Origin of the sequence: uncultured Mailhella sp. (genome assembly GCF_963931295.1) — a bacterium.
Lineage (GTDB): Bacteria > Desulfobacterota > Desulfovibrionia > Desulfovibrionales > Desulfovibrionaceae > Mailhella.
Window position 1 is genome coordinate 2,720,766 of sequence record NZ_OZ007001.1, and the last position, 21,441, is coordinate 2,742,206.

Genomic DNA, 21,441 nt, shown 5'->3' on the forward strand with positions numbered 1-21,441 from the left:
CGGCAGGCGCGAAAAAATAACGGACGAAAGCAGACGCGCGCCTGCTGCACTGCGTGACTCCGGCCGCGTCAGGAGTCAGTAAAAATTCGCACAACACATTGAAACAGCATAAAAAATGATGATTCGTGAGTCGCGTGAGCGCCGCGGAACAGGCGCGAGTTCCGGCGAAGTGCGGTCGCCTTGACAGGAGGGAAGAGCCACTCTATATTCGTAACACGATTTTTCAAAAAATAACACTTTTGAAGCGTGAGCCGGTTTTTATGACCGGCGTTGTTGTGTATGGCCGGATGCGTTGTCCGATCACCGCGTTTTGTCCCGCCGGGAGGGGAATGTTCATGAAAGCGAGAGCCGTGGCCCGCGTATTGGGCAAGCACGTCGTCATGATTGTTCTGATGATGTTCTGTCTGTCCGTGCTGGTGTTCTGCCTGTCGCGCATGGCTCCGGGAGATCCGTTGCAGTCCTTTTACGGCGACGCCGTGCAGTCCATGAGCACCGGGGAGCTTGAGGCCGCAAGGCACAGGCTGGGGCTCGACGCGCCTCTCTGGGTGCAGTATGAAAAGTGGCTTTCCGGCGTGGCGCAGGGAGACTTCGGCATGTCGCTCAAGTACAAGCGTCCGGCGCTGGAAGTGGCCGGGCCGCTCATCGGCAACACGCTGATTCTCGGAGGCGCGGCCTACGCGCTCGTGTTTGCGCTGGCCATAGGCATGGCGCTCATCTGCGTGCGCTACGAGGATTCCTGGATAGACCGTACGCTGTGCGCGGCGGGCACAGTGGCCTTCTACACGCCGGCGTTCTGGCTCGGCACCATGCTGGTGCTGGTGTTCAGCGTGAATCTGCACTGGCTGCCCGGCAGCGGCGCGTACCGCCCCGGCATGGCCGGAGACGTGGCCGACAGAATGCGGCATCTCGTGCTGCCGCTCGTGGTCATGGTGGCCAGTCACGTGTGGTACTACGCCTGCATGATACGCAATCGCCTGCTCGACGAGGTGCGGCGCGACTATGTTCTGCTCGCCCGCTCCAAGGGCCTCGGCAGACGGCGCGTGCTCATGCGTCACTGCCTGCGCAACGTGCTGCCCGGCATTGTGAGCCTCATGGCCATTTCCGTGCCCCACGTGCTGAGCGGAACCTATGTGGCCGAAACCGTGTTCAACTATCCCGGCATCGGTCTGCTTTCCGTGTCGAGCGCCAAGTATCACGACTACAACATGCTCATGCTCATGGTCATGCTCGCCGGGTTCCTGGTCATTGTGAGCAGCATTCTGGCGCAGGCCGTCAACGAAATCATCGACTCCCGCATGAAGGGCGCGGAACGCGGAGGCGTATGAAAGCGTCGTCCTTTCAGCTTGTCGGAGCGCATCATGCCGAATCGTTTTCCGACGACGTCCGCCCCTGCCGGAGGCGTCGGATCCGCGCGGCCACGGCGCTGGCCGGTCTGCTTTTTGCGCTGATCGTGACGGCCTGTCTGTTTTCCGACGAGCTCGCGAGGCATGATCCCGACATTTTTCATCTCGGCTTTGTCGATCATGCGCCGGACGCCGAGTTCTGGTTCGGCACGGATTCGCTCGGGCGGGACATCTATTCCATCATCTGGAGAGGATGCCGCGCATCGCTGGCCGTGGGACTTCTGAGCACGGCGGTCATTGCCGTGCTCGGCCTCGGGTACGGATGCGCGTCCGGCATGGCTTCCGACGTGGCGGACGCCGCCATGATGCGCGTGGTCGAACTGTGTCAGAGCGTGCCCCGTCTGCTTTCGCAGATACTGCTGCTTTCGCTCATGGGCACGCCGGACATCCTTGAACTTTCCCTCGTCATCGGCGTCACCGGCTGGTTCGCTCTGGCCCGCATGGTGCGGGGCGAAGTGCGGCAGATACGGGGCAGCGACTATCTGCTGGCCGCGCGCTGCATGGGCGCGTCGTTTTTCCGGATTCTGCGCAGGCATCTCATTCCCAACGTGATGTCCGCCGTACTGTTCATGATCGTGTCGAGCGTCAGCACGGGCATGATCATGGAAGCCACCCTCAGCTTCATCGGTCTGGGGCTTCCGGTGGACGTGGTGTCTCTCGGCAGCATGCTGGCCCTCGCGGACAAGGCGCTGCTTCTGAACACCTGGTGGGTCATTGTTTTTCCCGGAATTTTTCTCATGGTCATACTGCTGTGCTTGACAGTTCTGGGTCAGGCCTTTCGCCGGATCCGCGAGCGCGGCCCCAGCAACCTTTGATCTGCCCCACGGAGGCAACATGAACCTGAAATGGCTTGCCGCATGCTTTCTTGCGTGCCTGATGGTCGTTCCCGCAGGCGCGGCCGAACTCGACAACGACACGCTCATGTATGCGGGCGAAAACGAGAGCACCATCAATCCGCTGCTGAACAATCATCAGGAGCTGCCCACCATCATTTTTTCCGGGCTCATGAAGTACGACGCCCACGGTCGTCCCGTGCCGGATCTTGCTGAGAGCATGTCCGTGGAGGGCACGACGTACACGTTCAGGCTTCGCCCGGGCGTGCTCTGGCACGACGGCAGGCCGTTCACCGTTGAGGACGTGCTCTACACCTACGAGGCACTCACCAAAGACAAGACGCTGACTTCCTCCGTCACCAGCAACTACGAGGACATTGCCTCCGTCACGGCTCCCGACGAGCATACCGTGGTGTTCACGCTTTCCCGTCCCAACGCGGCCATGCCGGACAACTTCACCATCGGCATACTTCCGAAGCATCTGTTTGCCGGGCGGGACATCAACACGGCTCCGGCCAACTATGCGCCCGTGGGCACGGGCCGTTACCGCTTCGTGAGCTGGGACGCCGCAGGCGGCTACATCGTGCTGGAGCGCAACGAGAACTATTACGGCAAGGTGCCGAACATTCGGCGCGTCATTTACAAGACCGTGGCCGTGGAGAGCACCAAGGCGCTCATGCTGCAGTCCGGCGAGGCGGACGTGGCGTGGCTGAACGCCCGCTATGCCGACCGTTTCCGCGGCCGGGAAGGCTTCCGCAACGTGGACTTCCAGACGGCGAACTATCGTTCCTGCTCCATGGATTTTCGTTCCGACTTCTGGCAGCGCAACGCCGATTCCATCGCCGTGCTGAACTACGCGCTCGACAAGCCCGCCATCGTGAAGAGCGTGCTTGCCGGTCATGGTTCGCCTGCGTACAGCCCCATTCAGAAGAACCGTTTCGGCGGCAATCCCGCGGCCGACATGTATCCTTATGATATGAAGAAGTTTGCGGCCGAAATGGAGAAACTCGGATGGAAGAAGGGCGACGACGGCATATACGAGCGCAACGGCGAGAAGTTTTCCTTCACCATTCAGGTTCGGGACTACGAAGAGGAGCGCGTGGACATCGCCAACGTGGTGTCGCATCAGCTCAGGCAGGCAGGCGTGGACATGAAGATTGCGCTGGTCACGCGCTTTGACTGGACTGCCGGATATGACGGCTTTCTTGCCGGTTTTGCCGCCGAATTCGACCCCGACGCCGTGTTCAAGGACTTTGTGACCGGCGCGAGCGACAACACCATGCACTATTCCAACGCCGAAGTGGACCGTCTGCTTCGCGAGGGCCGCGGGACGCTGGACCAGGACAAGCGCAGGAGCATTTACGGCGCGTTTGAAGTGGAGTACGCGAAGCATCCGGGGCATCTGTTCGTCGCCTATCTGGACGGCAACTACGTGACGGTGGAAGGACTGCGTGGCCTGGATGTTTCGCGGGTGCTCGGGCATCATGCGGCGGGCGTCATGTGGAATATTGAGGACTGGACGCTGGAGCGCCAGCCCGGCGTTTGATTTGGCAGAAACAGGCGACATCCTGAGTCGGCGCGGAGGGTCATCCTTTTGCGCCGCCTCGGGAACGCCTGAGCGGGAAGCCTCCGGGCGTGGAGAGAGGTTCTTTGCGGCGGAACCGTCTGCGTTCAGAGAAATTTTGGGGCGGAATCGTCGATCATGACAGGTGCGGGTCAGAGGATGAACAGCGAAACATCGAAGGAACCGGTTCTTCAGATAGAGAATCTGGAAGTGGATTTCGACACGCCGTCGGGCACGCTGCATGCGGTGCGGGGAGTTTCTCTCGCGCTGCACCCGGGCGAGATTCTGGCCGTGGTGGGGGAATCGGGCTGCGGCAAGTCCGTGCTCTGCCGGGCGGTCATGAAGCTGCTGCCGGAGCGGGCGCGCCTTCGCGGTCGCATTCTGGCGGCTGGCGAAGACATCTGCGCGTATTCCGAGCGGCAGATGCAGCGCTTGCGGGGCGAGTTCTTTTCCATGATGTTTCAGGATCCCATGACGTCGCTGAATCCCGCCATGCCGGTGGGGCGTCAGATCACGGAGGCGCTGCGCCGTCGCGGGGTATCCGGGAGCGAGGCCGATTGCAGAGCCGTGGAGCTGTTGCGTCTTGTGGGCATAGATCGCCCGGAACAGCGCATGAAGCTGCAGCCGTACTGCTTTTCCGGAGGCATGCGTCAGCGCTGCGTGCTGGCCGTGGCGCTGGCACTGGATCCGCTCGTGCTGTTTGCCGACGAGCCGACCACGGCGCTCGACGTCACCGTGCAGGCGCATATTCTTGATTTGCTCCGTGAGGTCAGCGCGAGCAGGGGCACGGCCATCGTGCTCATCACGCACGATTTGAGCGTGGTGGCGCGCGTGGCCGACAGGGTGGCCATCATGTACGCGGGGAAAATTGTGGAAACGGGAAGCGCGGAGGACATTTTTTATGATCCCCGGCATCCCTACACCTGGGGACTTCTGCAGGCGCTGCCTTCAAGGGCGCGGCGGGGCGAGCGTCTTCGCGGCATTCCCGGCATGCCGCCGGACATGACGCATCTTCCCCGCGGCGACGCCTTTGCCGAACGCAACGAATACGCCCTCGACATCGACTACGAAGAAATGCCGCCGTTCTTCCCCGTGTCTGCGGGGCACAGCGCAGCCACCTGGCTTCTTGATCCGCGGGCGCCGCGCGTGGCGTGTCCCGTGCGCGGAAGGGGGCGTTGAACATGCCTAGCCCCCTTCTGGAGATTCGCGACTGCTGCCGGAATTTCGTTGTGGATCGCTCCCTCACTGTGGAGGCGGTGCGTCATTTTTCGCTGACGCTGCGTCCGGGAGAGATCTACGGCCTTGTGGGAGAATCGGGCTGCGGCAAGTCCACGCTGGCGCGCACCATCATAGGCGTCTATCCGGTCAGCTCGGGAGAAATATGGTTTCAGGGCCTGAAAATTTCGGATCGCAGCGTGCTTCGGCGGCATCGGCGCGAGGTGCGACGGGGCATGCAGATGATTTTTCAGGATTCCTCGGCGGCGCTGAATCCGGTGATGAGCGTGGAGGAAATTCTTGCGGAGCCTCTGGAAGTCTGGGGGCTTCTGCCGCGCGGCAAAGAGCGCCGGGAGGTTCTGGAACGTCTTTTGCATCGCGTGGGAATGGACGCCTCGGCGCTGTGCCGTCAGCCTGCCGAGCTTTCCGGCGGTCAGCGTCAGCGCGTGGCCATAGCCCGGGCAGTGGCCGTGCATCCGGAACTTGTGATTGCCGATGAGCCCGTGGCCTCGCTGGACGTGTCCATGCAGGCGCAGATAGTGACGCTTTTTCAGCAGCTTCAGCAGGAGCAGGGCTTTTCCTTCCTGTACATTTCGCACGATCTGGCCATGGTGCGGTATCTGTGCGACCGCGTGGGCGTCATGCGCGCAGGACGTCTTGTGGAAGAGGCGGAGACCGACGAGCTGTTTGCGCACCCCTGCCATGCCTATACCCGCGTGCTGCTTTCCGCCATGCCGGAGCCTGACCCCCGGTATGAGCGAGCGCGGACCATTCTTTCCTATGACGAAGAAGAGCTCGGAACGACGTTTGAAGAAGTGTCGCCCGGGCATCGGGTGCTGCGCTGAGAAAAAGCCGGACGACGTTCCGGCGGCCGCGTTCTGAAGGAAAACCGGAGAACGTTGCGGCGTTGCGAGCAGCGTCGGGCGCAGCGCGCTTTCGCCCTGCCCCTGTGAGGGCGAAACGCGGGACGTTGCCGAAAGGCGGGATGCAGGCAAAACGCCGCGGGGCCGTCAGCTCCAGCGGCTGGAGCGCTGCACCTTGCCTGTCGGCAGGGTTATCAGGCAGGAAGCCTGCGGCACGCCTTCCATGAACGCCACCGGGCGGGACATGACGCAAAGCGCCGTGGCGAGGGCGTCCGCCTCCATGGCCGAGGCGGCCACCACGGAGGCGCCGGGAACCGTGGCGCAGAGGCCGTTTGCGGGATTCAGAATGTGATTGAGCGTGCCTTTCCCGTCGAGCCTGTTCTCATAGGTGCCGGACGTGGCCATGGCCTGATTCGTCAGATTGCGGACGGCCGGATAGGCGGTGTTGCCGCGATACTTTTCCGGGTTTTCCACGGCCACGCGCCAGGGAGCGCCGTTTTTGCCGCCCTGAGCCACGATGTCTCCCCCGGCGTTGACCAGAAAGTTCCTCACGCCCGATTCGCGAAGCAGGCGCGCGCCTTCGTCGGCGATGTAGCCCTTGGCGATGCCGTCGAGACTCATTTTCATACCGCTGCGGTCGAAGCGGATGTCGCTGCCTGAGGCATCAACGTGCGTCATGCCGATGAGTTCCGAAGCCTCGGCCGCTTCTTTGGCGTCGATGCCTGCCGAGGAGCGCTCCAGCACTTCCAGAAGCGAAAGCACGGTGGGGTCGAAGGCTCCGCCAGTGAGAGCGTGCATGCGCGAGGCCGCCTGCACCACCGTGCGCAGCGGCACCGGCGCATCCTTGAGGCGTCCGGTGGCATTGAGCTGCCCGAGGGCGGAGGCTCTGTCGAATCGGGTGAGCAGCGCTTCGAGCTCCGACATGCGTTCAAAGGCTCTGCCCACGGCGTCGGCCGCCTGCATTTCGGAAACGCCGCAGGTCTTGATGGTGACGAACGTGCCCATCATGACGCGGGTTTCGGTGAAGGGAGCAGGGGCCGCGGTTCGGGCGAGCGCGGAAACGGGCAGAGCGGCTGCGGCGGCAGCGGTGAGACAGCGGAGAAAGAAGCGTCGGGTGAGCATGAAAACCTCGCAGAGGCGACGGAGGGAAGGGAAGACTATTCGGCTTTTTCCTGAGCTCTGGCCTTTTCACAGGCTTCGGCCTGAGCGGCGAGCGCGGCTGCGCCGTGCAGACGCAGAATGCCGCGGGGGCAGGCCTTGGCGCAGGCCTGACCGCAGGAGTCGCCGTATTCCAGACAGAGCTTCTGATCGATCTGAATGCGGTCGTTCACCATGGCTATGGCCTTGGCCGGGCAGGTCTTGACGCATTTTGAGCAGTGAATGCAGCCCACCTTGCACACGTCCATGACGGCCTTGAGTTTGTCCTGCGTGGAGCAGGTGATGGCCACTCGGGCTCGCTTGGGAATGAGCTGAAGTACGTTTCTGGGGCAGATCTTGGTGCATTTGCCGCAGCCTATGCACATGGATTCGTTGACTTCCACGATGAAGTTTTCCACGTGCAGGGCGCTCGTGAGGCATTCCTTGACGCAGTCGCCGAAGCCGAGGCAGGAAAAGCCGCACTGATCCGAGCCGTGATGCAGGGCGGCGGCCGCGGCGCAGGAGGGGATGCCCTTGTAGTCGAAGCGGCGGGCCACCTGACCGGCGTTCTTGTCGCAGCGGCGGTAGGCGACGAGCGGCTCCATTTCGGTGGTCAGCTTGCCGGTGAGCTCGCCGATGGCGGAAGCCACCTTGGCGCCGCCGACCACGCACAGGTTCGGCGGAATGGAAGGATCATGCACTACGGCGTTGGCATAGCCTTCGCAGCCGGCGTAGCCGCAGCCGCCGCAGTTTGCGCCGGGCAGGCTGTCGGTAACTTTTCCCACCATGGGATCCTCATGGACGGCGAAGACGCGGGAGGCGACGGAAAGCAGGACGGCGGCCACAAAGCCGAGTCCGGTAAGAGCAAGTATGGAGTAGAGAACCATGAGCGACGTCCTTATGCTGACGATGGAAAGCTGTCGAAGCGGGAGCGGCCCCGCCTATACCATGCCCTTGAAGGCCATGAAGGACAGAGACATGATGCCTGCCATGATGAGCGCGATGGGCGTGCCCGCCAGAGCGCTGGGAACGCGGCAGGTTTCCAGACGTTCGCGCACGCCGGCCATGAGCAGCAGGGCCAGCAGAAAGCCTGCGCCCGTGGCAAAGGCGTAGAACAGGGAATCGACGAGGTTGTACTGTTCTCTCTGCACGAGCAGCGTCACGCCGAGCACGCAGCAGTTCGTGGTGATGAGCGGAAGAAAGATGCCGAGCGAAGCGTACAGCGGCGGAACGGCCTTTTTGAGGAACATTTCCACAAACTGCACGAGCGAGGCGATGATGAGAATGAACACCAGCGTCTGCAGATATTCCAGATGGGTGGGAACCAGCAGATATTTCTGCACGAGCCACGTGCACAGCGTGGCCATGACAGTGACGAAAATGACGGAGGTGCCCATGCCGAGGGCCACGCCTTTTTCCTTGGAGCATCCCAGATAGGGGCAGTTGCCGAGGTTCTGGGAGAGCACGATGTTGTTGACGAATATGGCGGAAATGAAAACTTCAAAAACGCTCATGGGCGTTCTCCTTGTCGTCTGCCGGTCGCTCTGCCGTAGCGGGTACGGCGGCGGCCGTGGCTGGTTCAGTCTTTATTGCGGCCCATGGCGCAGGCGCGGCAGCCGCCGCAGGGCGAAGGCAGCTCTTCGGAATTTTCGCGGCTCTTCTTCATGAGCTGACGGTGCGTGCCGTAGTTCATGGCGGCGAGGGTGAGCCCCAGGCAGAGGAAGGCGCCGGGCGCTTCCACCATGATGGTGAAAGGCTGGAAGCCGTCCCACATGACGGGGTGACCGAACCAGGTGCCCGCGCCGAGAATTTCCCGGATGGAGCCGAGGAAGGTGAGCGACATGGTGAAGCCGAGTCCCATGCCGAGGCCGTCGGCAATAGCGAGATGCACGGGGTTCTTGGCGGCAAAGGCTTCGGCGCGGCCGAGAATGATGCAGTTCACCACGATGAGCGGCACGAAAATGCCGAGCTGCAGATACAAGGGATAGGCGTAGGCCTGCATGAGCAGTTCCACGGCCACCACGAGCGTGGCGGAAATGGTGATGAAGCAGGCGATGCGCACCTTGGAGGGAATGATGTTGCGCACCATGGAGATGAGCATGTTGGAGAGGGTGAGCACGAAGAGCACGGCCATGCCCATGCCCACGCCGCTGGAAGCGCTCTTGGTTACGGCGAGCACGGGGCACAGGCCCAGAAGCAGCCGGAACGGAGGAAGTTCCTTCCACAGACCCTTGGTCAGTTCCTGCATGAAGCGATTCATGGTTCCTCCGTTATTTCCACGTCTCCAGAAGGAGAGGCTTGAGTTCCTGATAAACGGCCACGGCGCTGTCCACCGCGCCCATGACGCCGTTGGACGAAACCGTGGCGCCGGAAACGGCGTCGATGTCGCCGCCCTGGCTTCTCAGCTTGACGGGCAGGCTCTTGCCGGGAAACTGCTTCAGAAAGGCGGGTTCCTTGACTCTGGTGCCCACGCCCGCGGTTTCCTTCATGGTGGTGATGCCTATGCCGGCAAGGGTGTCGTTCTGCACGTTGAATCCGACCACCACGCCGAGATCGCCGCCGTAGCCGCTGCCGAACTGTTCCACGGCCACGCCGACGAGCTTTCCCTTCTTCATGCTGGGAAAGACGTTGACGGTGCGGCCGTCCTTCAGGGTGAAGGCGCGGCGGTCGTTGATGGGAGAATTGTCGGCGTCCTTGAACACGTCCAGAATGGCGGGGCCCTGAACGAAGGTGAGCGCCTGGCTTTCGATGCGCGAAGCCGTGGTCATTTTAAGGTAGGAGAGGCAGAATCCGGCCGTGCCGCACAGGATGGACAGCACGAGTATCATTTGAACAATGCTTTTCATGCGTTGGTTCCCCCTTTGCGGCTGAACGCGCGTGCGGCCTTTCCGGGCTTCGTGCCGAAGGGGTGCGAGCGGATAAGGGCAAACATGGGCGCAAGCAGGTTGATGAGCATGACGGCAAAGGGCGCGCCGTCGGTGTAGATGCCGAAGGTTCTGATGAGCAGCACGAGGATGCCGCCGGTGAGACCGTAGAGCAGCATGGGCAGGCGGCGATGCGGCGAGCAGGAGTCTTCCGTGGCGAGGAAGAAGGCGGCGAGCACGGTCGAGCCGCTGAAGATGTGGAAGAGGGGCCCGGCGCTCAGGGCCGGGTCGGCCAGATGCAGCGCGGATGCGGAAAGAAACACGCCTATGAGGAAGGAGAACGGCACTTCCCAGCGGATGACGCCGCGCAGGGCCAGATACATGCCGCCGAGAAAGAGCGCGCCGGACTGCGCGGCTCCGAGACCGCCGAGCTGCCGGCCGAGCAGCAGGTCGGTAAGCGGGAAGTCCGCCACGGCCGCGCCGCCGAAGTACTTGGCCTTGAGCAGGGGATCGATGAGCGAGGTGTGCAGCACCGAGGCCGTGGGATCCATGTAGAGCGGGAAGGAAACGAACACCAGGGCCCAGCCCACGAGGGTGGCGTTGACCTGGTTGGCGCCGTAGCCGCCGAAGGCCATGCGGCCTATGCCCATGGCGCACGCCGCGGCAATGACCACGAGCCACCACGGGGCGGAAACGGGCAGCAGAAAGGCGAGCAGCAGGCCGGTAATGGCGGCGGTGCCGTTGTCCTGGCTGAGCTTCTGCTTCATGAGCGTCTGGCAGACGGCTTCGGTGACGAGTGAGACCACCACGGCGAGCGCCATGACTCGGGCCGCCGGCATGCCCCACTGAATCAGACTCAGCACCACGGCCGGGGCGAGCGCTATGAGCGTGTGGATGCTGTTTTTACGTATGGTGCGCCCGCAGTGCCAGAAGGGGGGCGTGCTGATGGCAAGGAGAATATCGTTGTTGGAATTGCTCATGTCTGTTCTCTCTGATGTGCTCGCGGCGTGCGCGGATAGAGGCTAGCCCTTGCTGACCGGCTCGACGGGAGTGAGGCTTGCAAGGCGTTCCTCTTCCGCGAGCCTTTTGACGGCAAGGCGTATGTACTGAAGCACGGGCCGACGCGCGATGCACACGTAGCCGCAGAGCCCGCAGTCGACGCAGAGCCGGAAGTTTTCCTTCCGGGACATGTTGTATTTGCCGAATTCCGCGTAGCGGCTGAGCATGCGCGGATCGATGCGGGTGGGGCATATCTGGATGCACGCGCCGCAGTTGATGCAGGCGCTGTCGCCCTCGATGGGCGGCACTTCCCCGGCGTTCACCACGAAGAAGCCGTACGCGCCCTTGGTGATGCTTCGATCAAGCCTGTCCAGACTTTCGCCGCGAAGCGGACCGCCGCGGAGAATGGTGTCTCCGCTTTTCAGCGTGATGTGCGAAAACTCCAGAAGCTCGCCCACCAGACTGCCGTTCTTCACGATGTAGTTGGCCCATTCCGTGGCCGTGCCGATGGTGATGACGGTTTCCATGAGCGGCAGACCGGTGGTTCCCACGCGGCCGAGGCTCCACACGTTGTGCAGGCCCACGGCGGCCACGTCCGGCGGGGCTTCCTCGCCGGTGACTTCCTTGATGAGCAGCTCGTTTACGCTGTTGGGATAGGTGGGATCCACCTCCACGGTTTTCACGCCGGAAATGGGCGAGGAACATCCCGTGGGAACGGCCATGATGATTTCCTCGGCGCGGCGCAGGCGGCGCTGCAGTTCAAGGCCGGTGCGGATTTCGTCGGCATGCTGGGCGAGCATGGGTTCCGCCCAGCAGACGCCCGGCTCGGGATTGAGCGCGTTCACGATAAGGGTTTTGGCCCGGCAGCCCAGAGAGCGCGTGTTGACGCCCATCTTTTTGATGGTCAGCACGAGCTCCTCGCCTTCCTTGCCCTCGCGGAGAAGATCGACGGGTTCAGGCAGATCGGGAAACGTGCCGGGTTCCATGTCTGCGGGATTCACGGCGTCCACAAAGACGCTGCGGGCGTTGATTTCCGTAATCACGCCGTAGATGGGGGCGTGCAGATCGCCTTTTTCCAGCGAGGGATGTTCGGCCAGCAGCATGCCGGGGTACACGAACGTCTTCTTCTTGACGCCCGCAACCATGGTGAAGCCTTCGCGGTTGAGGCGAATCCTCCTGGGGGCGGGGCCTTCGCCGAACGGTCTCTGTTCGTTGTAGACAAGGCGGAATCGAGGATCCCTTATCATCCTAAAAAACTGTTTCATGGCTATTCCCCGTCTCTATTTCGTATGGCATTGCGCACAGTTGTCCACGGGGCCTCCCTGCTTTTCGTGGCAGGAGATGCACAGACCGTGGTAGGCCGACATGACTCCGGGAACCAGTCGGGAGGGTTCGGTCTCGTGGCAGGTGGAGCAGGGAACAAGCGCGCTCTTGGGGAGTCTGCCCTGCATCTGCAGGTCGCGTGACGCCGTGGCGGTGTGGCAGGTCGCGCATGAGGACATGTCGTCCTTCTTGAATGCGTCCTCATGGCAGCTTGCGCAGCGCGTATGCACGGCGTTCTTCAGGGAGAGAATCGGCCCCATGTCGGTCTTGCGGTCATGGCAGTTCGCGCAGTTCTGAGGCCGGGATTCTATCTGCGGGCCGTGATGGCACGACGTGCATTCGAGCTTGAATTCCTTCGTATGCCTGGAATGTCCCCACTTCTTGTGCGAGAGCGTCATATGATGACAGGTCGCGCAGGTGGAAGGATCCATGGTGTAGGAGTGTCCTTTAAAGGATGCGTCGAATTCCAGGCCGTGGCAGCTCTTGCAGCTCACTCCGGCCTGTTCCGGCGTCGGCGCGTCGTGATGGCAGGTCAGACAGTCGATGCCGAGTTTTTCGGCGTGGGCGCCGTGGTTGAAGACCACGCGGCCGGCCGAGTTGTCCATGAGGATTCTGTTGGGAAGAGGGTCGGATTTCTCCGGCATAAGATATCCTCCCACAGCCAGAATCAGCAGCGCGCCAGTCAGGATATATGTTACGTTACGCAATGTCTTCTCCCCCTGATTTAGCTTTTTTCATATAACATGTTTCACAGGTTGAGAAGGGGTAAAAACATAATTTTCACATGTTATTGCTTACTTATCAGCTGATTTTTTTGTGTTTTTTCTTTTTGTCGTTCAAAACGGAACTTGGCGGAAAAGGAAGCTGCGTTAACGTATCATCCTTTTTTTTCTGGATGAAATGGACATCTGCCGTCGGATCACCTGAAAAGGGGAGGCGCTGCTTTTTTCGTGAAAGGAGGAGCGACTCGCGGAGAGCTTCAGCTCGATATTGCAGGAACGGTATGCTCATTGCGGGGCGACGAAAACATGCAGATGTGGATATTTGATGTAATATATTTATATTATTATAAAAAATAAATAAATTGACATCTTTTTCATTTTGCGTATATGTAAAAAATTTTTTTTGTTGTCGTGTGAGAAACTTATCAGCTTTGTGACAAATCCGCGCCATGCCGCGCGTCCTGAGAAGGACGCGGAAAGGCGTTTTCCGAGCCTTCGAGGAGACGGGAACATGTTGTCGGACAAGGGGCGGGCCGTGTTCCGTCCTCTGATATGCCGGAAATCGGCGCTGTTTTGCAGTGTGCCGCACAGGCAGCGTCAGACTGCCGGAAACATGGCGGCGCTGCATGGCGTTTCCCGGCGGTCGGGCGTCATCTTCATCGGAAAAGGGGGGAAAAGCGGTCTTTCTTCCCCGCGTCGCAGGTTGGGGACTGTTCCGGTATCGCTCGGCGGGCTCGTCTGCATTCCCTCCCCGCGACCGCCGGGGCGGGACTCGATTTTTTTTCTCGACTCTGGCATGGTCGGCGCAAAGGAGATCGCATGAAAAAACTCATTATTGCTTCCGATATTCACGGTTCGGCCCGCTGGTGCGGCCGACTGCTGGAATACTTTGAAAAGGAGAACGCCGACAGACTGCTCATTCTCGGCGATATTCTCTATCACGGTCCGCGCAACGACCTGCCGGAGGAATACGCGCCGAAAAAGGTCATGGCCATGCTCAATCCTTTGCGCGAGAAGCTGCTGTGCGTGCGCGGCAACTGCGACGGCGAAGTGGATCAGATGGTGCTGGACTTTCCCATCATGGCGGAATACGCCGTTCTCACGCTCGGCAATGCCGAGGCGTATGCGACGCACGGCCATCACTACAACGAAAAGACGCCGCCTCCGTTCCCTTCCGGCAGCATCCTGCTGTACGGTCACACGCATGTGCCCGTGTGCAACAGGCACGAGGGCTTTGTGGCCATGAACCCCGGCTCCGTTTCCATTCCCAAGGAAGGCAGCGCCCACAGCTGCATGCTGTGGGAGAACGGCGTGTTCCGCTGGCTGAATCTTGAGGACGGCTCCGTGTATCGGGAGTGCTCCTTCTGATAAAAAAAACGCGCCTCTTTCCCGCAGCGGACGAGGCGCGTTTTTTTTGCGATGGTTCTGCTCCGGCGCGGCGGGGGAGCTTTTGATTGCTCGGCCGTTTTTGCCGTCCGCGTGACGGGAGCGTGTTGCCGGGCGATTTCCCCGGAGCGCGGCCGACCTCGGCTAGGACGGTTCGGACTCGCTGCCGGACGAGGCGTGTTGAGCCTTATCGTCCCGGACGGGATCGCCGCAGAGCATGTCGAGAAGTTCCTCACGACGCGCGCCGGAAAACCAGCTTTCCACCGGCACGTCGGCCAGCGCTCTGCGCAGGGAAGGCGCGTCGGCGCGTTTGCCCGTCAGTATGGTTTCCAGCTCGCGGATGTCGCGCAGGGCGAAGAAGTCGCCGAACAGGCGGCAGCCAGAAATGACGCCGTTTCGCACGTCGAGCAGGCATTCGAGCCTGCCCCAGCCGAAGCGGTGACGGCGTTTTTCCGTAAAGCGCGGCGACTGCCCCCAGTTCCACTCCCAGCGGCGGTAGCGGGCGTTTGCGAGCGCCTCGGCCTGCTCCCTGAGGGCGGGATCCAGCGTGCGCTCTTCGTCCGCACAGCGGCGCGTCATGGCTTCGATCACCATGTCCATGCACTGCGCGCCGCTCAGTCCCGCGGGCAGAAATTCGCGAAGGTTCGCCACCCGCGCCCGATGCGAGGCCACGCCCTTGGAGCGGAATTTTTCCACGTCCACGGCCAGCGCATTGCTGAGCTCGGAGGTGTCCACATCCACGAGCAGGCAGCCGTGGTGCAGCATGCGCTGCCCGGAGCGGCGCTGAGCCGTGCCCGACACCTTGCGCCCGTTCACCGTGATGTCGTTGCGGCTGGTGTATTCGGCGTTCACGCCGAGGTCGCGCAGCGCGGCCACCATGGGACGCATGAAGGCCTCGAATCCGGCAAGACGGTTTTTCTCCACCCACACAAGAAAGGAAAAATTCACGTTGCCGAGATCGTGATACACGGCGCCTCCGCCGGTGGGGCGGCGCACGACGGCGATGCCGTGCTCGCGGCAGTAGGCGGCGTTCACTTCTTCGGCGGTGTTCTGATGGCAGCCGATGATGACCGACGGCGCGTTGCGCCAGATGAGAAAGATGCCCGGATTCTCCGGGCCGAGCGAGTTGAAGAGGGTTTCTTCCAGAGCCAGATTGAAGGCGGGATCGGTGCTTGCTATGCGCAGGGCGTACATGTCGGACTCCTTGATGACGGGTGCGCTCGACTATAAGGGGCGGAAGAGCGCTGCGCAAGGGGGATCGCTTGCCCTCGGCACGGCGTCGTGGCAGTATGCCGCAAAAGAGCGAAGTTCAATTAGTCCACTCTATTGCAGATTCGAGGAAGTCATGGATCAGCTTTCATTATTCGACGCTCCCGTCAGGGACGAACATGCCCGAGCCGAGGCCCGGGCGGCGAAGCTCCGCCGGGAGATAGACCGCCACAATCGCCTGTATCATCAGCTGGACGCGCCTGAGATCACCGACGAGGCTTACGATGCGCTGTATCGCGAACTGGTGGAGCTGGAAGAACGCTTTCCCGATCTGCGCACGCTGGATTCTCCCACGCGTCGCGTGGGCGGGGCCGTGCTCCCGTATCTGGAAACGCGTCCGCACCGCGAAAGGATGTACGGTCTGGACAACGTGTTTTCCCTTGAAGAGTGGGAGGGCTTCGTGCAGAAGGCCTCACGCGCGCTGCCCGAAGCCGGGCCCGACGTCATGTCGGCGTGGTGGGCGGATCCGAAGCTGGACGGCCTTGCCTGTGAACTGGCCTACGAGAACGGCGTGATGGTGCAGGCGCTCACCCGCGGCGACGGCGAAGTGGGGGAAGTGGTGACCGAAGCCATGCGCACGGTGCGCAATCTGCCGCTTCGTCTGCGGGGCAACGGACCTTTTCCGCGCCGCATCGAGATTCGCGGGGAAGTGCTCATGTTTCGTCGGGAATTTGAGGAGCTGAACAAAAGGCAGACCGAACTCGGACAGAAGCGTTTTGCCAATCCGCGCAACGCCGCGGCGGGATCGCTGCGTCAGCTCGACACCAACGTGACGGCGAGCCGCAAGCTGCGTTTTCTGGCGTACAGTCTCGGCGAGGTGGACGCGCCGGGCATGACCTTGTGGACGACGCACTCGGCGCTCATGGCCTCGCTGAAGGACTGGGGCTTCGACACGCCGCCTGAGGGGCGTCTTTGCCGGAATGCGGACGAGGCGCTTGCGTATTACAGACATCTGGAAAGCGTGCGCGACGATCTGCCCTTTGAGATAGACGGCGTGGTGTACAAGCTGGACAAACGGGAGGCGCAGGCCGCGCTGGGCTTTACGGCGCGCGCGCCCCGCTTTGCCGTGGCCTGGAAGTTCACCTCCCGCAAGGCGGAAACGCGTTTGAAGAAGATAGCCGTTCAGGTGGGACGCACGGGCGTGCTCACGCCTGTGGCGGAACTCGAGCCCGTGAGCCTCGGCGGCGTGATGGTGAGCCGCGCCACGCTGCACAACGAGGATGAAATCCGCCGTCTTGATCTGCGCGAGAACGATATCGTCGTCATCCAGCGCGCCGGGGACGTGATTCCCGACGTGATCGGGCCCGTGCTGGAAAAAAGACCGGAAGGCCTGGTTCCCTTTGAATTTCCGCATGTGTGTCCCGTGTGCGGCTCTCCGGCCCGGAGACTGGAAGGCGAGGCGGCGTGGCGATGCCTGAACATGGCCTGTCCGGCGGTCATCATGCGCAGCATCGTGCATTTCGTGTCCAAGGCCGGGCTGGACGTGGACGGCGTGGGAGCGAAATGGGTGGAGGCTCTCATTGAATCCGGGCGGGTCAAGAGTCCGGCGGACCTGTTCACTGTGACCAAAGAGGAGCTCATGAGCTATGAACGCATGGGCGAGGTGTCTGCGGGCAATTTCGTGGCCGCGCTGGAGCAGGCGAAGAGTTCCGCAACGCTGACGCGCTTCATTGCCGCGCTGGGCATTCGTCAGGTGGGCGAGCAGACCGCGCGCACGCTGGCCGAGCATTTTCACGACATGGACGAGCTGGAAAAGGCCGGAGTAGAGGAGCTCATGAGCCTGCCGGACATAGGTCCCGAGGTGGCGGGCAGCATCCGGGCCTTTTTTGAAACGGATTCCAACCGCGAACTTCTGGAGCGCTTCCGCGCCATGGGGCTCTGGCCGAAGGGCGGCAGCAGGGAAGAGGGCACGGGAGCGCTTGCCGGACGCAAGGTGCTCTTTACGGGCACGCTTTCCCGCCCGCGCGACGACTACCGCAGAATGGCCGAAGCCGCCGGAGCCAACGTGGCGTCCGGGGTGTCGAAGACGCTGGATTATCTGATCGTGGGCGCTAACCCCGGCTCGAAGCTTGACAAGGCCAGAACTCTGGGTATCACCGTTTTGGATGAAGACGGATTTCTTGCTCTGCTTCAGGGAGAAATCAGTCGGTAATCTCCCGTCGGATACCGAAAAAGCCCCTTGCCGCACTTGCGCGTTGGTGTTTTATTGGATATGATGGGCCAGATTTTTTTCAGTGTCCTCCCATGGACGGAAGATGGATGGCAGTTGCCGGGGCCGCGGAGGCGGTCTGGCTGTGTATCATGTGGCCGTGCGGAGATACGCTGATAAGCGTTTATTTGATCAGGAGATTATGATGAAGACCAGCTCTCGCAATGCCTATCCCGGAAAAATCACTGCTGTTATCCCCGGAAGCCTCAGCGATGAGGTCGAAGTGACCCTGGAAACCGGAGAAAAGATTTACGGCCAGATTTCCCACGCCAGCTTCCAGAATCTTTCCCTGGCCGAAGGCAAGGAAGCCGTGGCCCTTGTCAAGGCTACGGAAATCATGCTTGTGGCTGACGACAACGAATACGAATTTTCCTGCCGCAACCAGTTCACCGGCAAGGTGGTCAAGCTGGTGCGCGGCTTCGTCAACGGCGAAGTGCTCATTCAGACCCCCAGCGGCATGGAAATCAACGCCACCGTCACGCTGGAAGGCGTGAACCGTCTGCGTCTGGAACGCGGCTGCACCGTGGTCGCCATGTTCAAGTCTCCCAACGTTCTGATTGCCGTCAAGAAGTAACGCTCGAGACCTGCACGGGCGGGCGGCGTCAAGCCGAACGGCAGGCAGCGCAGATTGCTTCTGGTTGGAAGAACTTTTCCTGTACAGGCAAAGGGGCACGTTTTCGCGTGCCCCTTTTTCGTGTCTTTTTTGATGTTGTTTTTCTGCGTCGTGTCGCAGGATCATATTTCTGATGCCCGGGTGTTGCATCGCTGATGCCGTGTCTTTGCGTCGAGTCATTTTTCATTTTTATGCGTCGCAGCATCGCTGACGCCGTAGTTTCAGCATCATTTGCTCTTCTCCATATCGGTTCCAAGATGAGGCGCGCAGGCTCCGCAGTCGTGACGGAGCTGCGTTTTCATGCCGGAAGGCGTTCTGCAGCGAGGCGTCGGGAAAATCAGGGCTTCGCAGCGACGGCGCATGCGTCGTCCCCCGGTAGAGAGTGGCGTACTATTTTTTGCCGAAGCGCAGCAGCAGCGCGGAGGTGGAGATGAGCGCGTATCCGAGCAGTTCGCTGGATTCCTCCATCGCATTTTTGGCGGCGCGCCAGTCGCCGTCCGGCAGCAGCGTTTTCCACAGCATGCTTGTGCCGAACAGTCGGGAATACGCCAGAACAATGACGAGCCCGGCGAGAAGAAGAGGAAAGTGTCGCCAGCGGATCAGTCGCGCCAGTCCGGCGGCGGCGTCTCGAAGATTTGAGGCCGCAAAGGCCAGGCAGACGAAGGCCAGCGTGAGGGCCGGCCACTTCCAGCAGCCGTGAGAGATCATGTCGAGAAAGTAGTCCTGCTCGCGTATGAGCATGCAGCCGGTGAGACCTCCGACAAGCGTCAGGGCCCGGCGCATGTCCGGACAGAGGCGCGCCTCGGAAAAGAAAATCGCCGTACTTGCCAGAAGCAGCAGCGTCTGACAAATCTCCGTGGGGCCGACTTCCGCAAAGGGGTAAAGGCGTCCGGCATCCCACCAGAAAATGAGGAACAGGACCAGAATGCCCAGGCCGAGCCCGAAGAGAAGGCGCAGCGCGCAGGCAATGGTTTTCAGATCAGACAAAAGTTCCCTGTTCTGTAAAGATGAAAAGCGGATATTCATGGCAGGCACATCGTGATGAAGTCTGTTTTTCTGCAAAAAAAAGCAGCAAATGACCGCCCCTGGACCGGGGAAAGGGTGATGGATATTCGCCGTGAAGAACGCACTTGTCAAGCGGTGTCGATGAAGAAAATGCGGAACGTTTGTTTCAGAGAAAGTTGCAGGAAAAAAGAGTCCGTTTTCTGCACGGATACAGAAAACGGACGAAGGCTAGAATGTTTTTTTCGTGGCGATGTATTGCACCAGCAGGGGCAGGGCCACGCCGCAGGCGCAGGTGAAAAATGCGAGCAGCACCATGCCGTCCATGGCCGGCGGCAGCGCGGGCAGCGTGCCGTTGTGCCACGGCCATACCGTGCGCAGAGATCCGGCCATGAAGCCGATGAGCACCGCGTTGGTCTGCGAGGGATAGCGCCGGAAGCACGCGGCGAGCACTCGGCTGAAGCTCATGAGTCCGCACAGGCCCCCGGCGATGAAGGTGAGAAGCACCGGCAGATTGAGATGCACCACCGCGGAAAGGATGAAGGCGTACTGTCCCATGACGACCAGCATGAACGAGCCGGATATGCCGGGCAGAATCATGGCGCACAGGGCGATGAATCCGGCAACGAAGATGTTCGGCAGGGCGTGGGAGGCCGTCATGGCTTCGGCTCCGGTGACGAACCAGGCCGCCACGGCTCCCGCGACGAGCAGCAGCACGTTGCCTGCGGGCATGCGCTGACCTCGGGTCATGAGCACGATGGACGAGATGATGAGCCCGAAAAAGAAGGCCCACAGCGCTTCGGGCCAGGCGTGGAGCAGATAGAGGGTCAGGCGCGCAAGACTGAAGATGGACGTGCCGATGCCGATCACCAGCGGCAGCAGAAAGCCCCAGGGAATGCCCGCGCAGGCTTCCTTGAAGCGTCCGGTGAAGAAGAGCCGGAAGAACGTGATGTTGAAGGCCTTGATGCCGTTCAGCAGCTTGTCGTAGATGCCGGTGATGAAGGCGATGGTGCCGCCGGACACGCCGGGCACCACGTCGGCGGCGCCCATGGCCAGTCCGCAGAGAAGGTAGCGCAGCTTTTCCCTCATGCCTTGTCTCCCTTCACCAGGCGCACGCGCAGCTCGCGACGGGAAGGAATGCGGCGGTAGCGGATGTCGGGAACACCGATCATGAGTCCCGCCATGGGGATGAGACCGTCTTCCGCACCCATGACCTTGCGCACGTCTTCGCTCATGGCCGCCGCCCGCATGACATAGCCGGCCCAGCAGCCGCCGAGGCCCATGACGGGAAGCAGCAGATCGAGCGCGGACACGGCAATGGAGCAGTTCACGATGTCGAGATCATAGGAGCCGCCTGCGCAGGCGAACACCGCGCAGGGCGCGCCGCGGAAAATGGGATCGCCGCCCCGGTCGTGGGAAAGCACCACACTGGCGAGGCGCTTGTCTCCGCGGAAGGCGTCGGCCACGGCGTCAGCCGCGCGGCGCAGCACGTCCCGGCCTTCCAACACGAGCCAGCTCACGTTTTCCAGATTCTTGCCCGTGGGCGCGTAGCGAGCGACATCCAGAGCTTTCAGCAGCAGCTCTTCCGGCACGTTCTGTTCCTTGAACTCGCGCACGGAACGGCGGCCGCGGATGAGCGCCGCAAGACTGTCCGCATCGGGCAGCGGAGCCGCGGGAGCGAGCGTGTCGGGATTCACGCCGTCCAGCTGCACGGCGGCCTGAGGACAGACGGCCGCGCAGTGACCGCAGTGCATGCAGTATTCCTCATGGTGAATGCGCACGCCTTCGCCGGAAACGTGAAAGCAGTGCAGGGGGCAGACTCGGGCGCACAGCCCGCAACGGACGCAACGGGAATCCTCAATGTGTATCATGGCTTTTCCTGAAGGTGTGTGCTAAAGAATGTCCGTGCAGCATAGAGGAAAATGCGCGAAAGGGGAAGAACTTCCTTTTGGCGGCGTCGCCGTCGGCATCGTTTTTCCTTTCTGCAGCAGAACGCGGGCTGCGGCGTCGGACATGCGCCGCGTGCTGCGGGGTCTGCA

General features: G+C 61.5%; 21 protein-coding genes. 8 read left to right on the plus strand and 13 right to left on the minus strand.

The genetic code is table 11. The annotated features are described in order from the left end of the window. The first annotated feature begins 335 nt into the window (after window positions 1-335). The 5 genes from ABGT79_RS11465 (at window position 336) to ABGT79_RS11485 (ending at window position 5,860) form a co-directional block, all read left to right on the plus strand. Window positions 336-1,325, plus strand: coding sequence for an ABC transporter permease (locus tag ABGT79_RS11465; protein WP_346666279.1), 990 nt, complete (start codon window positions 336-338; stop codon window positions 1,323-1,325). Further along, window positions 1,322-2,218 (plus strand): ABC transporter permease, encoded by an 897-nt coding sequence (locus ABGT79_RS11470; RefSeq protein WP_346666280.1) that lies wholly within the window; start codon window positions 1,322-1,324, stop codon window positions 2,216-2,218. Before ABGT79_RS11465 ends, ABGT79_RS11470 begins: the two co-directional genes overlap by 4 nt. A 19-nt stretch (window positions 2,219-2,237) precedes the next feature. Then, window positions 2,238-3,782, plus strand: coding sequence for an ABC transporter substrate-binding protein (locus ABGT79_RS11475; protein ID WP_346666281.1), 1,545 nt, complete (start codon window positions 2,238-2,240; stop codon window positions 3,780-3,782). 156 nt (window positions 3,783-3,938) lie between these two features. Then, the gene (locus ABGT79_RS11480; RefSeq protein WP_346666282.1) at window positions 3,939-4,979 is read left to right on the plus strand and encodes an ABC transporter ATP-binding protein; all 1,041 of its coding nucleotides are present in this window, start codon (window positions 3,939-3,941) and stop codon (window positions 4,977-4,979) included. Window positions 4,980-4,981: 2 nt separating this feature from the next. Beyond that, on the plus strand, window positions 4,982-5,860 hold the full coding sequence (locus tag ABGT79_RS11485; RefSeq protein ID WP_346666283.1) for an ATP-binding cassette domain-containing protein: 879 nt from the start codon (window positions 4,982-4,984) through the stop codon (window positions 5,858-5,860). A gap of 165 nt (window positions 5,861-6,025) precedes the next feature. On the opposite strand, the gene ABGT79_RS11490 is transcribed toward ABGT79_RS11485, so the two are convergent. From ABGT79_RS11490 to ABGT79_RS11530, 9 genes are all read right to left on the minus strand, one after another. Next, window positions 6,026-7,000, minus strand: coding sequence for an FAD:protein FMN transferase (locus ABGT79_RS11490; RefSeq protein ID WP_346666284.1), 975 nt, complete (start codon window positions 6,998-7,000; stop codon window positions 6,026-6,028). A gap of 35 nt (window positions 7,001-7,035) precedes the next feature. Then, window positions 7,036-7,902, minus strand: a complete 867-nt coding sequence (rnfB, locus tag ABGT79_RS11495; protein ID WP_294485075.1) for an RnfABCDGE type electron transport complex subunit B — start codon at window positions 7,900-7,902, stop codon at window positions 7,036-7,038. A 54-nt stretch (window positions 7,903-7,956) separates the two neighbouring features. Next, window positions 7,957-8,529 (minus strand): RnfABCDGE type electron transport complex subunit A, encoded by a 573-nt coding sequence (locus ABGT79_RS11500; RefSeq protein WP_346666285.1) that lies wholly within the window; start codon window positions 8,527-8,529, stop codon window positions 7,957-7,959. Window positions 8,530-8,594: 65 nt separating this feature from the next. Further along, window positions 8,595-9,275, minus strand: a complete 681-nt coding sequence (locus ABGT79_RS11505; RefSeq protein ID WP_346666286.1) for an electron transport complex subunit E — start codon at window positions 9,273-9,275, stop codon at window positions 8,595-8,597. 10 nt (window positions 9,276-9,285) lie between these two features. Continuing rightward, window positions 9,286-9,861, minus strand: coding sequence for an RnfABCDGE type electron transport complex subunit G (gene rnfG, locus ABGT79_RS11510; RefSeq protein ID WP_294485080.1), 576 nt, complete (start codon window positions 9,859-9,861; stop codon window positions 9,286-9,288). Next, window positions 9,858-10,859 carry an RnfABCDGE type electron transport complex subunit D gene (locus tag ABGT79_RS11515; protein WP_346666287.1) on the minus strand — a complete coding sequence of 334 codons (1,002 nt, stop codon included), beginning with the start codon at window positions 10,857-10,859 and terminating at the stop codon, window positions 9,858-9,860. The genes rnfG and ABGT79_RS11515 overlap by 4 nt, the downstream gene beginning before the upstream one ends. A gap of 42 nt (window positions 10,860-10,901) precedes the next feature. Beyond that, window positions 10,902-12,143, minus strand: coding sequence for a 4Fe-4S dicluster domain-containing protein (locus ABGT79_RS11520; RefSeq protein ID WP_346666288.1), 1,242 nt, complete (start codon window positions 12,141-12,143; stop codon window positions 10,902-10,904). A gap of 15 nt (window positions 12,144-12,158) precedes the next feature. Then, complete coding sequence (locus tag ABGT79_RS11525) at window positions 12,159-12,845, minus strand: cytochrome c3 family protein (protein WP_346666289.1); 687 nt, start codon at window positions 12,843-12,845, stop codon at window positions 12,159-12,161. A gap of 157 nt (window positions 12,846-13,002) precedes the next feature. Then, window positions 13,003-13,551: a hypothetical protein gene (locus ABGT79_RS11530; protein WP_346666290.1), complete on the minus strand. Its 549-nt coding sequence runs from the start codon at window positions 13,549-13,551 to the stop codon at window positions 13,003-13,005. 191 nt (window positions 13,552-13,742) lie between these two features. Between ABGT79_RS11530 and yfcE the strand changes: the two genes are divergently transcribed. Beyond that, window positions 13,743-14,291, plus strand: a complete 549-nt coding sequence (yfcE, locus tag ABGT79_RS11535; protein WP_294485089.1) for a phosphodiesterase — start codon at window positions 13,743-13,745, stop codon at window positions 14,289-14,291. Between the two features lie 162 nt (window positions 14,292-14,453). Here the strand turns inward: yfcE and ABGT79_RS11540 are convergent, their stop codons facing one another. Further along, window positions 14,454-15,503 carry a lipoate--protein ligase gene (locus ABGT79_RS11540; RefSeq protein ID WP_346666291.1) on the minus strand — a complete coding sequence of 350 codons (1,050 nt, stop codon included), beginning with the start codon at window positions 15,501-15,503 and terminating at the stop codon, window positions 14,454-14,456. A 151-nt stretch (window positions 15,504-15,654) separates the two neighbouring features. Here ABGT79_RS11540 and ligA point away from each other — a divergent pair, with 151 nt between their 5' ends. After that, window positions 15,655-17,730 carry an NAD-dependent DNA ligase LigA gene (gene ligA, locus ABGT79_RS11545; RefSeq protein ID WP_346666292.1) on the plus strand — a complete coding sequence of 692 codons (2,076 nt, stop codon included), beginning with the start codon at window positions 15,655-15,657 and terminating at the stop codon, window positions 17,728-17,730. A 202-nt stretch (window positions 17,731-17,932) separates the two neighbouring features. Beyond that, the gene (locus ABGT79_RS11550) at window positions 17,933-18,361 is read left to right on the plus strand and encodes a molybdopterin-binding protein (RefSeq protein WP_294485094.1); all 429 of its coding nucleotides are present in this window, start codon (window positions 17,933-17,935) and stop codon (window positions 18,359-18,361) included. Window positions 18,362-18,790: 429 nt separating this feature from the next. On the opposite strand, the gene ABGT79_RS11555 is transcribed toward ABGT79_RS11550, so the two are convergent. The 3 genes from ABGT79_RS11555 to ABGT79_RS11565 all read right to left on the minus strand — a co-directional run bounded on the left by ABGT79_RS11555 (window position 18,791) and on the right by ABGT79_RS11565 (window position 21,273). Next, window positions 18,791-19,426, minus strand: a complete 636-nt coding sequence (locus ABGT79_RS11555; protein ID WP_346666293.1) for a hypothetical protein — start codon at window positions 19,424-19,426, stop codon at window positions 18,791-18,793. Between the two features lie 207 nt (window positions 19,427-19,633). After that, window positions 19,634-20,491, minus strand: coding sequence for a DUF368 domain-containing protein (locus tag ABGT79_RS11560; RefSeq protein ID WP_346666294.1), 858 nt, complete (start codon window positions 20,489-20,491; stop codon window positions 19,634-19,636). Continuing rightward, complete coding sequence (locus ABGT79_RS11565) at window positions 20,488-21,273, minus strand: nitroreductase family protein (protein ID WP_346666295.1); 786 nt, start codon at window positions 21,271-21,273, stop codon at window positions 20,488-20,490. Before ABGT79_RS11565 ends, ABGT79_RS11560 begins: the two co-directional genes overlap by 4 nt. Between the last annotated feature and the right edge of the window lie 168 nt (window positions 21,274-21,441).

Excerpts from the sequence above, each read along its gene's own strand:
- ABGT79_RS11465 (WP_346666279.1), top strand. The coding sequence starts at position 336 with ATGAAAGCGAGAGCCGTGGCCCGCGTATTGGGCAAGCACGTCGTCATG.
- ABGT79_RS11470 (WP_346666280.1), top strand. The coding sequence starts at position 1,322 with ATGAAAGCGTCGTCCTTTCAGCTTGTCGGAGCGCATCATGCCGAATCG.
- ABGT79_RS11475 (WP_346666281.1), top strand. The coding sequence starts at position 2,238 with ATGAACCTGAAATGGCTTGCCGCATGCTTTCTTGCGTGCCTGATGGTC.
- ABGT79_RS11480 (WP_346666282.1), top strand. The coding sequence starts at position 3,939 with ATGACAGGTGCGGGTCAGAGGATGAACAGCGAAACATCGAAGGAACCG.
- ABGT79_RS11485 (WP_346666283.1), top strand. The coding sequence starts at position 4,982 with ATGCCTAGCCCCCTTCTGGAGATTCGCGACTGCTGCCGGAATTTCGTT.
- ABGT79_RS11490 (WP_346666284.1), bottom strand. The coding sequence starts at position 7,000 with ATGCTCACCCGACGCTTCTTTCTCCGCTGTCTCACCGCTGCCGCCGCA.
- rnfB (WP_294485075.1), bottom strand. The coding sequence starts at position 7,902 with ATGGTTCTCTACTCCATACTTGCTCTTACCGGACTCGGCTTTGTGGCC.
- ABGT79_RS11500 (WP_346666285.1), bottom strand. The coding sequence starts at position 8,529 with ATGAGCGTTTTTGAAGTTTTCATTTCCGCCATATTCGTCAACAACATC.
- ABGT79_RS11505 (WP_346666286.1), bottom strand. The coding sequence starts at position 9,275 with ATGAATCGCTTCATGCAGGAACTGACCAAGGGTCTGTGGAAGGAACTT.
- rnfG (WP_294485080.1), bottom strand. The coding sequence starts at position 9,861 with ATGAAAAGCATTGTTCAAATGATACTCGTGCTGTCCATCCTGTGCGGC.
- ABGT79_RS11515 (WP_346666287.1), bottom strand. The coding sequence starts at position 10,859 with ATGAGCAATTCCAACAACGATATTCTCCTTGCCATCAGCACGCCCCCC.
- ABGT79_RS11520 (WP_346666288.1), bottom strand. The coding sequence starts at position 12,143 with ATGAAACAGTTTTTTAGGATGATAAGGGATCCTCGATTCCGCCTTGTC.
- ABGT79_RS11525 (WP_346666289.1), bottom strand. The coding sequence starts at position 12,845 with ATGCCGGAGAAATCCGACCCTCTTCCCAACAGAATCCTCATGGACAAC.
- ABGT79_RS11530 (WP_346666290.1), bottom strand. The coding sequence starts at position 13,551 with ATGCAGCGCCGCCATGTTTCCGGCAGTCTGACGCTGCCTGTGCGGCAC.
- yfcE (WP_294485089.1), top strand. The coding sequence starts at position 13,743 with ATGAAAAAACTCATTATTGCTTCCGATATTCACGGTTCGGCCCGCTGG.
- ABGT79_RS11540 (WP_346666291.1), bottom strand. The coding sequence starts at position 15,503 with ATGTACGCCCTGCGCATAGCAAGCACCGATCCCGCCTTCAATCTGGCT.
- ligA (WP_346666292.1), top strand. The coding sequence starts at position 15,655 with ATGGATCAGCTTTCATTATTCGACGCTCCCGTCAGGGACGAACATGCC.
- ABGT79_RS11550 (WP_294485094.1), top strand. The coding sequence starts at position 17,933 with ATGAAGACCAGCTCTCGCAATGCCTATCCCGGAAAAATCACTGCTGTT.
- ABGT79_RS11555 (WP_346666293.1), bottom strand. The coding sequence starts at position 19,426 with ATGAATATCCGCTTTTCATCTTTACAGAACAGGGAACTTTTGTCTGAT.
- ABGT79_RS11560 (WP_346666294.1), bottom strand. The coding sequence starts at position 20,491 with ATGAGGGAAAAGCTGCGCTACCTTCTCTGCGGACTGGCCATGGGCGCC.
- ABGT79_RS11565 (WP_346666295.1), bottom strand. The coding sequence starts at position 21,273 with ATGATACACATTGAGGATTCCCGTTGCGTCCGTTGCGGGCTGTGCGCC.